Origin of the sequence: Acidovorax sp. SUPP2539 (assembly GCF_030158975.1) — a bacterium.
GTDB lineage: Bacteria > Pseudomonadota > Gammaproteobacteria > Burkholderiales > Burkholderiaceae_C > Paracidovorax.
In genome coordinates this window covers 697,356-711,018 of record NZ_BQXJ01000001.1, presented here as the reverse complement: position 1 = coordinate 711,018, position 13,663 = coordinate 697,356, and the positions used below count along the sequence as shown (strand labels likewise).

Below are 13,663 nucleotides of genomic sequence, written 5' to 3'. Positions count from 1 at the left end.
TGGCCAGCCTGTACCAGGTGCATCCACCCCGGAATTCTTGCCGCCTGCGTTGCCGGGAGTCTGGGGCGTTTTGGGTGCCTCTGACGAACCGGAAGGCTTGGCCGTTTGCGGCGCCGCCGGTTTCGAGGACTTGATGCCCACCGCCTTCTTGAAGTTGCTGGCCACCTTGGCCTTGAACGACTTGTGGGGTTTGCTGGTGGGCACTGATCCGGCTCCGTCGGACGATGCGCTTTGCCGCTCCTGCGCAGCGCGCCGCGATGAAGGCATGTCGCCTGCATCGAGCCGCTTCCCGGAGGTGCGCTCCTGGCGCACCTCCTCGCTCTTCGGCCGGTGTTGGCCCTCATCCACGTCACCAGGCCGCACGCCGCACCAAATGGGAATTCGCATCGCATCGCTCCAAATCATGTGCCCCGTGGTGGGTGCCCCGCACCCACCACGCCCGGGCTGTTTCCTACAAAACCCTTAAGCCGTCGCCGCTGCGGCCTTCAGGTCCTTCAGCGTCTGGGCCGAGACGGGGTCGCCACCGTTGTTGGTGACGTGGGTGTCCATGAACTCCTTGGTCAGGACGTTCTGCTCGAAGTCGCGCACCTGCTTGCGCGATGCCACGAACACGCGGTCGTAGGTGCCGTTGAGCACGTTGTGCTTGGCCTCGGTGCTCATGCCCTTGAACAGGCCTTCGTCGTACATCTTCTTGGTGGCTTCCCAGGTGCCGGTTTCCTTGGGCGCCAGCGTGTCGGAGCCGAAGCAGATGCGGTGGCTGTGGTCCTGGATGAAGCCGCGCCAGGCGGTGAGCGACTGGTCGTCCTTGCCGATCTGCTTGGCCACTTCGCTCCACGAAATGTCCAGGTTCAGGTTGGGGCAGTCCGCCAGCAGCTTCTTCAGGGCGTCCAGATGGCCCTCGCCCTGCTGCACGAAACGGCCCAGGCCGCCGCCGTGCGCCCAGACGATCTTGGTGTCCTGCACCCGCGGGTCGCTGAACATCTTGCGCAGGCCTTCCAGATTGGCCGGCAGGCGCGCTTCGGAGGCCTTGCCCTTGCCCTTGCTGTTGAACTCTTCGACCTGATCGTGCAGGTTGTCGATGTCGCAGTGCAGCACCACGGGCGTGCCGATGACCCCGGCCACTTCCATCAGCTTCGTGAGCGGCTCCATGCGCGGAGTCTGGGTGCTGGCCTGCAACCGGCCACCCGCGAACATGTCTTCCACCAGTTCCTTGTGAACCGTGATTTCACCGATGCCGGTGAAGGTGCCCTTGGTCTTGTACAGCTCGTGCAGCAGACGGTCGCTCACGCGCGGGTCGCCCAGGTGCAGGCCGGTGATCATGGGGTCCAGGCGGCTGCGCTGCGCCTCGCTCATGCCGGAATTCTTGATGGCCGTGGCCAGGTCGGTGTTGACGGCGGTGTCCACGTACAGAATGGACGCATCGACGATCTCCTTGATCAGGCCCGGGTCCTTGCGGAAGTCGTCGATGTCCAGCTTGGGACGGCTGGCCAGTTCTTCGCTCGTGCGGCCGGCGAGCACGCGGTCTTCGATCTTCTTGGGCACGTAGTAGAACTCGAGCGGACCGCAATGGTGCGCATGTTCGCCGCCGCCGATCTGTTCGGAGATTTCGTGGGGATTGAGGGCCGTGGTCGCGCCATCGTCACCCGGCAGCTTGGCTTGCAGCAGCGAGGTGGGAATGGGCATCAAGGTGGTGTTGCGCACGCCGATGTCGTCCATCATCTTCAGCAGTTGCTCGGGGTTCAGGCCGCGCTGCACGTAGTTGGTGGGGTGCATGTGGCTGTCGCTGTGCGCGTCGAGGCCGCTGGACAGCTCGTAGGTGGCCACTTCGAAATGGTTGCCGACCGTGATCGCCTCGCCCGTCTTCGCGCTGTGAATGACCGCGCCGGAGTGCCGCTTGGCCACCAGCGCGTCGGGACGCACGCTGCCGTCATGGAACCGCTTCGGCTGGCTGACCACCATGCTGTTGCTGCGGGGAGGCACGGACGCGGCCTTGCCCGAGCCGGTGAACGCGGAACGCAAGCCGTCGAGCACGGAATTTCCGCTGAACTTGGACGACTTTTGCGTGGACGAACCCGCGCCATCGCTTTTGGATTCGGACGGCTTGAGCAACGGGGTGGTCACGGAAGCAGAGGACGCAGGCGATTTGACAGTGGTCATATAGATCTTTCAGTGGTTAATAAATAATCTGTTGGACTTATTAATTCTTAACCTCTGCTGTTTTTGCCTTGCCCTGCACCCGAAAGAAGCGACGGCGAAGCGAACATTTGCCTTGCCGGGCGGAACTCCTGACGCATTAATCGTATATATGCCGAACCAAAGAAAATGCCGTTATCTGGCCCGCCAGATAACGGCATTTTTAGGGAAGGTCTGCAAAACCTCCAAGCCTGATCGTCCCCAGCACCAGGCCAAGCATCCAAGACAATGGCGCCATGGATCAATACACCCTGGGCCTGGACCCGTTGCCCAAGAAGACTCGCAAGGAAGTCTTCCTCGACGAGATGAACCAGGTCGTGCCCTGGGCGGTGCTGGTGGCCCTCATTGCCCCGTTCGCCCGCGGCGCACACCAAGCCCTTGGCGGCCGCCCTCCATTCCCCATCGAGACCATGCTGCGCATCCACTGCCTGCAGCTGTGGTGGAACCTGAGCGATCCGGCCATGGAAGAAGAACTGCACGAGCGGCCGCTGTACCGCCGCTTTGCCGGCCTCGATGGGGCAGCGCGAATGCCCGATGAGACCACCATCCTGCGTTTCCGCCATCTGCTGGAGAAGCATCAACTGGCACCCCAGGTACTGGCCGCCATCAACACCGGATTGGCCCAGCAGGGCCTGATGCTCAAGACCGGCACCATCGTGGATGCCGCCATCATTGCGGCGCCCAGCTCCACCAAGAACAAAGAGGGTGAGCGAGACCCCGAGATGCACCAGACCAAGAAAGGCAACCAATGGCACTTCGGAATGAAGGCGCACATTGGCGTGGATGCCGACTCGGGCTTGGTGCATACCGTCATAGGCACAGCCGCCAACGTCAACGACGTGACGCAGGCCGCAGGCTTGCTGCACGGAAAGGAAAAGCATGCCTGGGGCGATGCGGGCTACCAAGGCGTGGACAAGCGCCAGGAGATGCAGGGGAGCAAGGCCAAGATCAAGTGGCACGTAGCCATGCGCCAGGGCAAGCGCAAGGCGCTCGATCCCCAACGGGAACTGCACAAACTGTTGGACAAGGCTGAGCGGCTCAAGGCCAGCGTGCGGGCCAAGGTGGAGCACCCGTTCAGGGTAATCAAGCAGCAGTTCGGGTATGCCAAGGTGCGCTACCGGGGCTTGGAGAAGAACACGGCGCGCCTCATGATGCTGTTTGCGCTGGGCAATCTGTGGATGGCCAGGAAGCGCATCATGGAACTGCAGGGGTAGGTGCGCTTACGAGGTGCCAAAGCGGCGCCACCGGGCCTGAAACAGGCCTGCAAATGAGGGTAATTGGCCCGAGTAGGCAGATTGCTCAAGCGTCAGGCGAGCACAGGTCCGCCATTAGACTGCGGTGGTCTCTCGAATGGGGTTTTGCAGACCTTCCTTAGCATCTCTCAATATGCGATGCCATTCGAAAATGGCGAGAGGACAGGCACTTAGCGAAGAAATTCCAAGCTATTTGTCCGCTTCGAATTCATCATTTTCGGACACCATCGGGATATAGGCGCGCACCCACTCCTTGTCGTTCGACACGATCTTCCAACTGTGGCCTTCGCCCTGGGTGTCCTCGGCCAGCAAGACCGTGCCCGGAGCCAGGCGAAAGGTGGAGCCGTCGCTCACGCGAAACTCCAGCACGCCCTGCAGCGGCACCACGTATTGCCGGCGGGGCGCCGGGTGGGTGTTTTGCTCCCACAGCTCCACCGAGTTGCTCAGCCAGAACTGCTGGCTGGGAATCTTGTGCAGCGCCGGCACCGTGCCGCGCACGAAGGCAGCGTGGTGGTCCGGGGTGGAGTACAGCTTGATGGCGGGAATGCGTGCCGCCTCCTCGCCCGCCCAGGCGCCGGCGGCGGCGCCCGCCATCACCGCCATGGCCAGGGCCTGGCGGGCGGCCGGCATGCATCGTTTCATCAGGGGTCTCATAAAACCTGTTTCATCCTCGTTCATTCGGAAAAGAAGCCAAGGCACGCACCCCCGCTTTGCCGGCAGGCGCCGCGGGCGCGCGGCCACGAAAAAGGGCCGGTCCCGCGCAGCGGCGTGCACGCGGGGCCCGGCCCTGGCCGCCCACGGCCCGAAGGCCATGGGGGAAAGGTTTACTGCTTGACGGCTTCGATCTGCGCCACGATGCGCACGTTCTTGGGGAAGCCGTACTGCACGCCGTAGTCGGCGCCGAACTGGGTGCGGTCGATGGTGGTTTCGAAGTCGCCGCCGCACACTTCACGCTTGAGCATGGGGCTTTGGTAGCAGGCGAACTGGTTGGCCTTGAAGGTCACGGGCTGGGTCTTGCCCTTGATGGTCAGGTCGCCGGCCACGGACACCAGCTTGTCGCCGTCGAACGTGAACTTGTCCCCCACGAACTTGGCCGTGGGGTGCTTGGCGGCGTCGAAGATGTCGGCGCTTTGCAGGTGCTTGTCGAACGGTGCCACGCCCGTGTTGATCGAGGTGATGTCGATCGTCAGTTCCACCTTGCCCGTCTTGGCGGCCTTGTCCAGCTGCACGGTGCCTTCCTTCTTGTCGAAGCGGCCGCGGTTCACGCTGGCGCCGAAGTGGCTGATCTCGAACGTGGCGAAGGTGTGGGTCGGGTCCACGGCATACGTGGCGGTCTGGGCCTGCACGGCGCCGGCGGCCAGGGTTGCAGCCACGGCGGCGAGGGCGAAGAGGGATTTGCGCATGTCGATATCTCCGGGTTGAAAAAACAGAAACGGGAACAAGAAACAAGAAACGGGGTTCAGCGGGCGAAAGCCGAGGCTCAGAGCTTGCCCACGCCGGTCAGCGCGAGCTTGAACTTGACCTGCACGTCGTCGGCCACCATGGACGTATCGGCCCATTCGTTCTCGCCGATCTTGAAGGCCAGGCGCTTGATGGCGAAGGCGCCGGTGGCCGTGGTGGTCGCGCCGCTCTGGGCGAGCGTGACGGGCACGGTGACGTCCTGCGTGGCGCCCTTGATGCTGAGCTTGCCGGCCACTTCGTACTTGCCGGCGCCCAGGGCCTTGATGGCGGTGGACTGGAAGGTGGCCTGCGGGAACTTGGGCACGTTGAACCACGTGGCCTTGGGCAGTTCGGCGTCGGACTCCTTCACGCCCAGGGTGGCGCTGCCGGTATCGACGGTGAAGGCGATCTTGCTGGTGGCCAGCTTGGCCGGATCGAACGCGACCTGGGCATCAAACTTTTTGAACTTGCCTTCCACCGGCACGCCCATCTGCTTGCTCACGAAGGTGATCTCGCTTTGCTCGGGCACGAGTTTTTGCTGGGCGAATGCCGGTGCGGCCGCCAGCAGCGTGGTGGATGCCAGCGCGAGGCCAGCCAGCGTCATCGAATATTTCATGGACAGGACTCCGTCAGTCAACAACAAACCAAAAATTCAGGAAGAACCGGCCGAGAGGCCGGGCACCCCGGCGCCTGCACGGCCAGCGAAACGATCGATCAGCCCCGGCCCGGCAGCATGCGCGACAGCAGGCCGTCGCGGTCGATGACCTGGTGCTTGACCACGGCCGCCACGTGCAGCACGACCAGCGCCGCCAGGGCATAGGCGGTGATTTCATGCCAGGGCTTGATGGCCTCGGCCAGCTCGGGGCTCACGGGCACGAAGCTGGGCAGCGGCAGCACGCCGAGGAACACGATGGGAAAGCCGGCCGCCGAGCTGTAGGCCCAGCCGACCAGCGGCACGATGAAAAAGAGTGCGTACATCAGGTGATGCGTGCCGTGGTGCGCGATGTGCTGCCAGCGGGGCATGGCCGCTTGCACGGCCGGCGGCAGCGCGGGTGGGCGGTGCGTGAGGCGCCAGATCAGCCGCAGGGTGGACAGCGCCAGGATCGTCACGCCGGCCCACTTGTGCCAGTTGTAGAGCTTCAGGCGCTGGGGCGAGAACGGCAAGCCCGTCATGTACAACCCCACCGCGAAGATGCCGATGAGCGCCAGAGCGAGGATCCAGTGCAGGGCGATGGCCATGCCCCCGTAGCGGGACGATCGTGGCAGAGGAGGCGTCATGGATGGTGGTCTGGGTTTCGTGGGGTGGAATGCTGCGATGCAACACTCAGGCATGGCGCAGTGTAGATAGCCTTTTGTGCGTCAAGTTTCAATGGAATTGACGCAATGATTCAAAAAATGTGAATGCTCAACCCGCCTGGGCCGCCGCGCTGAAGGCGCCCGCAGGGGAGCGGCGAGGGCAGCACGGGCTCGCAGCCGAGCCCGAAGACTACCCTCCTCTGTGCCATCGGCCAAGCCCTCCATGAGGGTCCACCATGGCGGCCCGCCGACCCGACGGCACTCGATGGGACAAGCGAAAGAAAGCAAGGCGCGCACACAGCGCGAACCCTTCAACAAAAAAATAGCCGCCGACGCCGGGGCCTCCAGCGCGGGCAGCAATCGAAAGATGGGCTTTCCGGCGACGGATCGCCGAAAAGCCCTGCTGGAGGAAGGCTCCAAAGGCCGCTCCGTTCAGGCGCCAGGGCTTCTTCAGTCCTGGATGCGCGCGATGGCCGTGCCGGCCGCGTGGTAGCTGCCGGCCGCCGCGCTCAGGGCGATCTTGCCCGCGCGGTGCGCGGTAACCTGCATTTCCATCTTCATGGCTTCCATCACGGCGATCACGTCGCCCTTGGCCACGGTGTCGCCTTCGGCCACTTTCCAGGTCTGCAGCGTGCCGGCGATGGGGGCGCCGACGGCATTGGGGTCCTGCTCCGCCTTGTCGCTGCCGCCCGCGCCCGGTGCAGCCGGGGCGCCGCCCGGCACGGACTGCAGGCCGCGCAGCAGCTCGGGCGGCAGGCCCAGGGAGACGCGGCGTCCGTCGATCTCCATCGCAGTGCGGATCAGGGTAGTGTCGGCCACCGGTTCGGCGCGCAGGGCGGCGGCCAGGTCGGGGGCGAAGTCGGTCTCGATCCAGCGGGTGTGGACCTTGAAGCCGTCGCCGCCCACGAAATCCGCGTGGCCGATGACCGCGCGGTGGAACGGCAGCACCGAGGCCACGCCTTCGATCTTGAACTCGCGCAGCGCGCGCTGTGCGCGGGCGATCGCCTGCTCGCGCGTGGCGCCCGAGACGATGAGCTTGGCCATCAGCGAATCGAACGTGCCCGGCACCGTGGAGCCGGACTGCACGCCGCTGTCCACCCGAACGCCGGGGCCGGACGGCGCGGCGAACGAGACGACCGGGCCGGGCGTGGGCAGGAAGCCCCGGCCCACGTCCTCGGCGTTGATGCGGAACTCGATGGAATGACCCAGCGGGCGCGGCGTTTCGGTGACGGCCAGTGGGTGGCCATCGGCGATGCGCAACTGCTCCACCACCAGGTCGATGCCCGTGGTCTGCTCGGTCACGGGGTGCTCCACCTGCAGGCGCGTGTTCACTTCGAGGAACGAGATGGCGCCGCTGCCGCTGAGCAGAAACTCCACCGTGCCCGCGCTGGCGTAGCCCGCCTCGGCGCAGATGTCATGCGCCGCCTGGTGGATGCGCGCGCGCTGGTCGTCGGAGAGGAAGGGCGCGGGCGCCTCTTCCACCAGCTTCTGGTTGCGCCGCTGCAGCGAGCAGTCGCGCGTGCCCAGCACCAGCACGTTGCCGTGGGTGTCGGCCAGCACTTGCGCCTCAATGTGGCGGGGACGGTCGAGGAACTGCTCGACGAAGCACTCGCCGCGCCCGAAGGCGGTGACGGCCTCGCGCACGGCGGAGTCGTACAGCTCGGCCACTTCGTCCATGCGCCAGGCGACCTTCATGCCCCGGCCGCCGCCGCCGAACGCGGCCTTGATGATGATGGGCAGGCCGTGCTGCTCGGCGAAGGCGATGACCTCGCTGGCGTCCTTGACGGGCTCGGAGGTGCCGGCCACCAGCGGCGCGCCGACCTTGAGCGCGATCTTGCGGGCCTCGACCTTGTCGCCCAGGCGCGCGATGGCCTCGGGCGAGGGGCCGATCCAGGTCAGGCCCGCGTCGATCACGGCCTGCGCGAAGGCGGCGCTTTCCGACAGGAAGCCGTAGCCCGGGTGCACCGCGTCGGCGCCGCTGCGTTGGGCCACGGCCAGCAGCTTTTCGATGTTCAGGTAGGTGTCGGCCGGCCGGTCGCCGTCCAGGCCGTAGGCCTCGCCCGCCATGCGGGCGTGCACGGCGTCGATGTCGGCATTGGCATAGACGGCCACGGAGGCCACGCCGTAGTCGGCGCAGGCACGGGCGATGCGGACGGCGATCTCGCCACGGTTGGCAATGAGGACTTTTTTCATGTCAGGGACTCGGTAATCGGTGTTCGGTAAGGGGGTGCTCGTTCAGGCCCGTCAGGCGGCAGCGCCGCGCGTGATGGCTTCGAATTCGCGGATCGGGTTGAAACGCACCCAGGCGTTGACCGGGATCTGGCCCGCGCGGTCCAGGTGGTGGGGCGCGACGGTGCCGATGACCGGATAGCCGCCCGTGAGCGGGTGGTCGGCCAGGAACAGCACGGGCTGGCCGCTCGGCGGCACCTGGATGGCGCCGATGCAGGTGCCTTCGCTGGGCAGCTCGCCGCCCACGGCGCGCGCCAGCGGCTCGTCGCCCGCCAGGCGGATGCCCACGCGGTTGGACTGCGGCGTGACGCGCCAGCGCTGCGCCGCCAGCAGGGCGACGGCATCGGGCGTGAACCAGTCGGTGCGCGGGCCGAGCACCACGTCGAGCGTGATGTCTTCGTGCACCGTGGGCAGGCCGGCCGGCGGCACCTCGGGCGCGCCGACCACGGCGCTGCCCACCACGGGCCGCACGCCGAGCACGCCGAGCACGTCGCCGCCGGCCACCGCCGCCGGGCCCACGCGGGCCAGTGTGTCGGTGGCGCAGCTGCCCAGCACCGGCTGCACGGCGAAGCCGCCGCGCACCGCCACGTAGCAGCGCGTGCCGGCCACCGGTTCGCCCACGGTGAGCGTGTCGCCGTCGCCCAGGGCGATGGGCTGGTAGTTCGGCACGGGCCAGCGCAGGCCGGCCGCGTTGGTGAGGGTCAGCGGTGCATCGGCGCCGGTCACGGCCACGACGGTGTCGCCTCGGCTGCGCAGCTGCAGGCCACCGTTGACCGTCTCCAGGCAGGCGCCGTCGGAGGCATTGCCGGCCAGGCGGTTGGCGGCCTTGCAGGCGGCCTGGTCCATGGCGCCCGAGGCCGAGACGCCCTGGCCCGCCTGGCCGTGGCGGCCCACGTCCTGGAACAGGGTCTGCAGGCCGGCCGAGACCACTTCGAGCGCGGTGGCCGCAGGGGGCCCGGCGGGTGCCGGTGCGGTTTCAGTGCCTTTTTGGCCCTCAGCACATGTTTCACTAGGGCATTCTGCTACATTTTTAGTAGCAATATCCACGAAGCGCACGCGGTCGCCGGGCTGCAGCAGCGCCGGCACGGGGCGCCCCAGGTCCCACATGGCCGTGGGCGTGGTGCCGATGATCTGCCAGCCGCCCGGGCTGGCCTGCGGATAGACGCCGCTGAAGGTGCCCGCCAGCCCCACCGCGCCCGCCGGGATGCGGGTGCGCGGCGTGGTGCGGCGCGGCACGTTCAGGCTGGGGTGGCCGCCGGTCAGGTAGCCGAAGCCCGGCGCGAAGCCGGTGAACGCCACGGTGTATTCGCTGCCCGTGTGGCGCGCGATCACCTCTTCGGGGGTGATGCCCAGCATGTGCGCCACTTCGGCCAGGTCTTCCCCGTCGTAGTGCACGGGGATCTCGATCAGCGTGGTGCTGCGCTCGGCCTGCGCGCTCACGTCGCGCCGGGCGATGGCGTCCACCAGCGCGGGCAGCGACTGCACGGCGGGGCGGAAGTGGATGAGGATGGTGCGCGCGGCGGGCACCATTTCCTCGATGCCGTCGATGGGCTCGCGCCGCAGCGAGGCGAGCAGCGCCAGCGTCTGGTCGAGGTCGTCCAGCTCGACCATGACCGCATTCAGGTTGACGGGCAGGAAGCGCATCATGCTGCGGACTGCCCTGCGAACGACGTGATGGTCACGCCGGCCTGCTCGAAGCGCTGGCGCACCTGCTGCGCGATCGCGACGGCGTCGGGGCTGTCGCCGTGCACGCAGATCGAGTCGGCACCGATGCGCACCTGGCTGCCGTCGATGGCCTCGATCACGCCGTCGGACACCAGGCGCAGCATGCGCTCGGCGATCAGCGCGGCGTCGTGCAGCACGGCGCCCTTTTCGCGGCGCGACACCAGCGTGCCGGCCGGGGTGTAGGCGCGGTCGGCAAAGGCTTCGGCCACCACGCGCAGGCCGGCGTCGCGCGCCCAGCCGATCAGCGGCGAGCCGGCCAGCGCCACCAGCACCAGGCGGTCGTCGATCTCGCGCAGCGCGGTGATCACGTCGCGCGCCTGGCGGGCGTCGTGGGCGATGGTGTTGTAGAGCGCGCCGTGGGGCTTCACGTAGCGCACCTCGGTGCCGGCGGCCTTGGCCAGGCCCTGCAGCGCGCCGATCTGGTAGATCACGTCGGCCACGAGGTCGGCGCTTTCCACGTCCATGTTGCGGCGACCGAAACCGACCAGATCGCGATAGGCCACGTGCGCCCCCACCACCACGCCGCGGGCCTGGGCCTCGCGCAGCGTGCGCAGGATGCCGGCGGCATCGCCGGCGTGGAAGCCGCAGGCCACGTTGGCGCTGCTCACGATGCCCAGCATGGCCGCGTCATCGCCCATGCGCCATGCGCCGAGGCTCTCGCCCAGGTCGCTGTTCAGATCCATTTTCATCGTCGTTCTCCTGGCGGTCGGTGCCGCCGATATCTCAAACCCGCGGAGCGCTGCGCGCAGCGCCCCGTCTATATGCCCATGCCGGTCAATGCAATTGCCCGGCGGTTTCGCGAACGTCCTCGCGCACGGACAGCGCCGTGCGGATGACGGCGCGCAGGGCCTGTGCCTGCGTGTCCAGCGCCACGCTGGGCGCGCCGCCACCCACGCGCGCGGCCTGCTCGGGCAGGTACGGCACGTGGATGAAACCGCCGCGCGCAGGCGCCGCAATGCCCGGCAGCGTGGCGGCGCCTGCGGCCTGCTGCGCCAGGCGGTGCATCAGCGCGTAGAAGATGTGGTTGCACACGAAGGTGCCCGCGGTGTTGGACACCGCGGCCGGCAGCCCTTCGGCGCGCAGGTCGCGCACGATCGCCTTGATGGGCAGCGTGGAAAAGTACGCCGCCGGGGCGCCCGGCACCACGGCGGTGTCCACCGGCTGCTGCCCGGCGTTGTCGGCGATGCGCGCATCGTCCAGGTTGATGGCCACGCGCTCCAGCGACACCTCGGCGCGGCCACCGGCCAGGCCCAGGCAGATCACCAGCGAGGGCCGCCACTGCGCCAGCGCCGCATCGAGCGCCTGCGCGGCCTTGCCGAACACGCAGGGCAGCTGCACGGAGCGCACCGTGGCGCCCCCATGCTGCCAGCCGTCCAGCGCACGCGCCACCTCCCACGAGGGGTTGACCGGATCGCGCTCGAAGGGCTCGAAGCCGGTGAGCAGCACAGTGTGGGGGGCGGCGTCGGACACGGGGCGGCCTTTCTTCGGACTATCGGAACATCAGGAAGTACATCAGGAACACGTTGCACGTGAGCAGCGCGAGGGCCGTCGGCACCTGTGCGCGGATCACCGCATTCTTGTCCGGAAGCTCCAGCAGCGCGGCGGGCACGATGTTGAAGTTGGCGGCCATCGGGGTCAGCAGCGTGCCGCAGTAGCCCGAGAGCATGCCGATCGCGGCCATCACGGCGGGGTCGCCGTGGTAAACGCCCAGCAGGATCGGCACGCCCACGCCGCCCGTCATGACGGGGAAGGCGGCGAAGCCGTTGCCCATGATGATGGTGAACAGCGCCATGCCGATCACGTACACGGCACAGGCCACGAAGCGGATGTCCATGTTGATGTAGCTGGTGGTGATGTACGCCACGGCCTTGCCCACACCGGCGTCGGAGAACACCAGGCCGAGCATGCCCAGCATCTGCGGCAGCACCAGGGCCCAGCCCAGCGCGTCGGTCAGGCGGCGCGATTCGCGCAGGCCCTGCACGGGGCTCTCGCGGGTCAGCCAGCAGGCCAGGGCCAGCGACAGCACGCAGCCCACGCCCAGGCTCACCAGGGTGGTGTTCTTGGGGTCGATCAGCGGCACGCCGCCCACGGACAGGTGCTTGGCCGACAGCGTACCGATCATCGTGATGAGCGGAATCGCCAGCGCGGGAATGAACAGGCGGTTGCCCAGGCGCTTGGCGCTGGTCTGGTACTCGGCGGGGGTGCGGGGGGTGTGCTTGCCCGCGCCCACGCCGCCGAAGCCGGCGATGAGCGCCATCACCACGGCGCCGGCGCCCACCCAGATGGGCGGCAGCAGGTCGCCGATGAGGAAGACCAGGGAATACAGGGCCCAGAACAGTCCGCTGGAAAAGCGCTTGGGGTTGTCACGGTCGGCCACGGTCATCACCGCGGTGATGGCCAGGATGGCGCCGACGAGGTAGTACAGGTGTTGGATGGTCAGTGTCATGTTCATGCTCCCTTGGCGCTGGAGAGGGTGCCGTCGCCATTGCCGTTCCCGTTGCCATTGCGGCCAGCGGTTTCGGCGGCGTGCGCGGCCAGTTCACGGGCCAGCACGCCGTCCAGGCGGTGCAGGCGCCAGGCGTGGATGGCGAACGCGCAGATCGCGGTCGGAATGCCCCACAGCGCGATGTGGATCGGCTCGACGTCGATGCCGGCCTCGTGCAGGAAGGTGGACATCAGCACGATGGCGCCGAAGGCCACGAAGATGTCCTCACCGAAGAACAGGCCCACGTTGTCGGTGGCCGCCGAGAAGGCGCGCAGCTTGTGGCGGATGCGGTCGGGCAGCTTGCCGTAGCGCGCCTCGGTGGCGCCTTCGGCCATGGGGGCGAGCAGCGGGCGCACCATCTGGGGGTGGCCGCCCAGGCTGGTCAGGCCGATGGCGGCCGTGAGCTGGCGGGCACCCAGGTACACGATGAGCAGGCGGCCGGCGGTGGCCGACTTGATGCTGCTGATCCAGTTCTGCGCATGCTGGCGCAGGCCATGGCGCTCCAGCAGCCCGATCACCGCCAGGGGCAGCAGGATGATGAGCGGCAGGTTGCGCGTCTTGATGAAACCGGTGCCGATGGTGGCCAGGATCTTGTCGATCGGAAATCCGGCGGCAAACGCCGTCGCGATGGCCGTGACGATCACCACCAGCATCGGGTTGAACCGCAGGATGAACCCCACGATGATGACCGCCACCCCGATGAGCGGCCACAGATTGACTACGTTTTGCATCTTGAACTTCCTTGAATACGTACAGCCCTGGCCGGTCCGGTCTTCGCGTGCGCCCCGCCGCCGTTGGCGAAGAGGTGCGGACAACCGTAGGGCCCCATTGCCGGCCTGGCAGCGCGCGGGCAATGGGAGGTTGCTGCCCGAGCGCGGTCTGGACCGGCACGACACACAACGCAAATTGCATGCCAATCCATGAACAACAAATCGGGGATCAACCCTTGAAAAACTTCAAGTTGTTGAACAATCGATGCACTATGAAGAGACAACCGGCACCAATTTGTTTCACGATTGGTCGATTTTGCCCAACAACAGGG

Annotated in this window: 12 protein-coding genes; 1 reads left to right on the top strand and 11 read right to left on the bottom strand. The window is 67.1% G+C overall.

Annotated elements, in window-relative coordinates; translation table 11 throughout:
• Window positions 1-462: 462 nt before the first annotated feature.
• The gene (locus AVTE2539_RS03200; protein ID WP_284408330.1) at window positions 463-2,157 is read right to left on the bottom strand and encodes an amidohydrolase family protein; all 1,695 of its coding nucleotides are present in this window, start codon (window positions 2,155-2,157) and stop codon (window positions 463-465) included.
• 272 nt (window positions 2,158-2,429) lie between these two features.
• Here AVTE2539_RS03200 and AVTE2539_RS03195 point away from each other — a divergent pair, with 272 nt between their 5' ends.
• Entirely contained in the window at window positions 2,430-3,407 is a 978-nt protein-coding gene (locus tag AVTE2539_RS03195) for an IS5 family transposase (RefSeq protein WP_284408329.1), read from the top strand.
• Window positions 3,408-3,635: 228 nt separating this feature from the next.
• On the opposite strand, the gene AVTE2539_RS03190 is transcribed toward AVTE2539_RS03195, so the two are convergent.
• The 10 genes from AVTE2539_RS03190 to AVTE2539_RS03145 all read right to left on the bottom strand — a co-directional run bounded on the left by AVTE2539_RS03190 (window position 3,636) and on the right by AVTE2539_RS03145 (window position 13,352).
• A complete protein-coding gene (locus AVTE2539_RS03190; protein ID WP_284408328.1) occupies window positions 3,636-4,088 on the bottom strand; it encodes a cupin domain-containing protein in 453 nt (150 codons plus the stop codon).
• A 182-nt stretch (window positions 4,089-4,270) separates the two neighbouring features.
• Complete coding sequence (locus AVTE2539_RS03185) at window positions 4,271-4,849, bottom strand: YceI family protein (RefSeq protein WP_284408327.1); 579 nt, start codon at window positions 4,847-4,849, stop codon at window positions 4,271-4,273.
• Between the two features lie 77 nt (window positions 4,850-4,926).
• The gene (locus tag AVTE2539_RS03180; RefSeq protein WP_284402353.1) at window positions 4,927-5,502 is read right to left on the bottom strand and encodes a YceI family protein; all 576 of its coding nucleotides are present in this window, start codon (window positions 5,500-5,502) and stop codon (window positions 4,927-4,929) included.
• A 98-nt stretch (window positions 5,503-5,600) separates the two neighbouring features.
• Complete coding sequence (locus AVTE2539_RS03175) at window positions 5,601-6,164, bottom strand: cytochrome b (RefSeq protein WP_284408326.1); 564 nt, start codon at window positions 6,162-6,164, stop codon at window positions 5,601-5,603.
• 468 nt (window positions 6,165-6,632) lie between these two features.
• Complete coding sequence (locus AVTE2539_RS03170) at window positions 6,633-8,375, bottom strand: acetyl/propionyl/methylcrotonyl-CoA carboxylase subunit alpha (RefSeq protein WP_284408325.1); 1,743 nt, start codon at window positions 8,373-8,375, stop codon at window positions 6,633-6,635.
• Window positions 8,376-8,426: 51 nt separating this feature from the next.
• Entirely contained in the window at window positions 8,427-10,055 is a 1,629-nt protein-coding gene (gene pxpB, locus AVTE2539_RS03165) for a 5-oxoprolinase subunit PxpB (protein WP_284409402.1), read from the bottom strand.
• Window positions 10,055-10,825 (bottom strand): LamB/YcsF family protein, encoded by a 771-nt coding sequence (locus tag AVTE2539_RS03160; protein WP_284408324.1) that lies wholly within the window; start codon window positions 10,823-10,825, stop codon window positions 10,055-10,057. The genes pxpB and AVTE2539_RS03160 overlap by 1 nt, the downstream gene beginning before the upstream one ends.
• A gap of 85 nt (window positions 10,826-10,910) precedes the next feature.
• On the bottom strand, window positions 10,911-11,606 hold the full coding sequence (gene pcp / locus AVTE2539_RS03155) for a pyroglutamyl-peptidase I (protein ID WP_284408323.1): 696 nt from the start codon (window positions 11,604-11,606) through the stop codon (window positions 10,911-10,913).
• A 19-nt stretch (window positions 11,607-11,625) separates the two neighbouring features.
• Window positions 11,626-12,582, bottom strand: a complete 957-nt coding sequence (locus AVTE2539_RS03150; RefSeq protein WP_284402358.1) for a DUF979 domain-containing protein — start codon at window positions 12,580-12,582, stop codon at window positions 11,626-11,628.
• Between the two features lie 2 nt (window positions 12,583-12,584).
• A complete protein-coding gene (locus tag AVTE2539_RS03145) occupies window positions 12,585-13,352 on the bottom strand; it encodes a DUF969 domain-containing protein (RefSeq protein ID WP_284402359.1) in 768 nt (255 codons plus the stop codon).
• Window positions 13,353-13,663: the final 311 nt, after the last annotated feature.

Bases quoted from the DNA above. Each gene is read 5' to 3' on its own strand.
- AVTE2539_RS03180 (WP_284402353.1), bottom strand. From the start codon at position 5,502: ATGAAATATTCGATGACGCTGGCTGGCCTCGCGCTGGCATCCACCACG.
- AVTE2539_RS03170 (WP_284408325.1), bottom strand. From the start codon at position 8,375: ATGAAAAAAGTCCTCATTGCCAACCGTGGCGAGATCGCCGTCCGCATC.
- AVTE2539_RS03175 (WP_284408326.1), bottom strand. From the start codon at position 6,164: ATGACGCCTCCTCTGCCACGATCGTCCCGCTACGGGGGCATGGCCATC.
- AVTE2539_RS03200 (WP_284408330.1), bottom strand. From the start codon at position 2,157: ATGACCACTGTCAAATCGCCTGCGTCCTCTGCTTCCGTGACCACCCCG.
- AVTE2539_RS03185 (WP_284408327.1), bottom strand. From the start codon at position 4,849: ATGCGCAAATCCCTCTTCGCCCTCGCCGCCGTGGCTGCAACCCTGGCC.
- AVTE2539_RS03195 (WP_284408329.1), top strand. From the start codon at position 2,430: ATGGATCAATACACCCTGGGCCTGGACCCGTTGCCCAAGAAGACTCGC.
- AVTE2539_RS03160 (WP_284408324.1), bottom strand. From the start codon at position 10,825: ATGAAAATGGATCTGAACAGCGACCTGGGCGAGAGCCTCGGCGCATGG.
- pxpB (WP_284409402.1), bottom strand. From the start codon at position 10,055: ATGCGCTTCCTGCCCGTCAACCTGAATGCGGTCATGGTCGAGCTGGAC.
- AVTE2539_RS03145 (WP_284402359.1), bottom strand. From the start codon at position 13,352: ATGCAAAACGTAGTCAATCTGTGGCCGCTCATCGGGGTGGCGGTCATC.
- AVTE2539_RS03150 (WP_284402358.1), bottom strand. From the start codon at position 12,582: ATGACACTGACCATCCAACACCTGTACTACCTCGTCGGCGCCATCCTG.
- AVTE2539_RS03190 (WP_284408328.1), bottom strand. From the start codon at position 4,088: ATGAAACGATGCATGCCGGCCGCCCGCCAGGCCCTGGCCATGGCGGTG.